General features: G+C 43.8%; 1 protein-coding gene. It reads right to left on the bottom strand.

Features of this window, described 5'->3' with window-relative positions:
- Positions 1-368 (bottom strand): hypothetical protein (locus tag COT72_00815; GenBank protein ID PIO00232.1); only part of this gene is annotated, 368 nt, incomplete at both ends.

Here is a 368-nt window from a genome sequence, read left to right as displayed (position 1 = left end):
GCCGTTTCAAACGCTTGTTTGTGCGAGAGTTGTCCCCAGTTCTCAAAGCTCAAGATAATTGCATTGCGGTCAGGCTCAAGTGTGACTTCTCCTTGGTTGACACTATCAAGTGCTGCATCAAGCTCGTCATAGGAGAGAATAACTGTTTTATTAACAGAAAGCTTTCCTGCACTAAACACAAGAGCATCTTTTGATGCGTCAGCAACTTTTTTGCTGTCTTTTGTCACGCTTTTTGGATTAATTGTGATGTTTGCAGCAAACGCATGTGTTGCACGTCCCGGTGACCATTTAGTGTGTTCTTTGCCGGTTCCCAGTTGTGCCTTTGCTTCAAGCTCTATAGCCTGATTCTCATTTAAGTAGGTAATGGG

This window comes from archaeon CG10_big_fil_rev_8_21_14_0_10_43_11, from assembly GCA_002763265.1.
Taxonomy (GTDB): domain Archaea; phylum Nanobdellota; class Nanobdellia; order PEZQ01; family PEZQ01; genus PEZQ01.
Note: the sequence above shows the minus strand (reverse complement) of the source record. Positions and strands in the feature narration are given on the sequence as shown.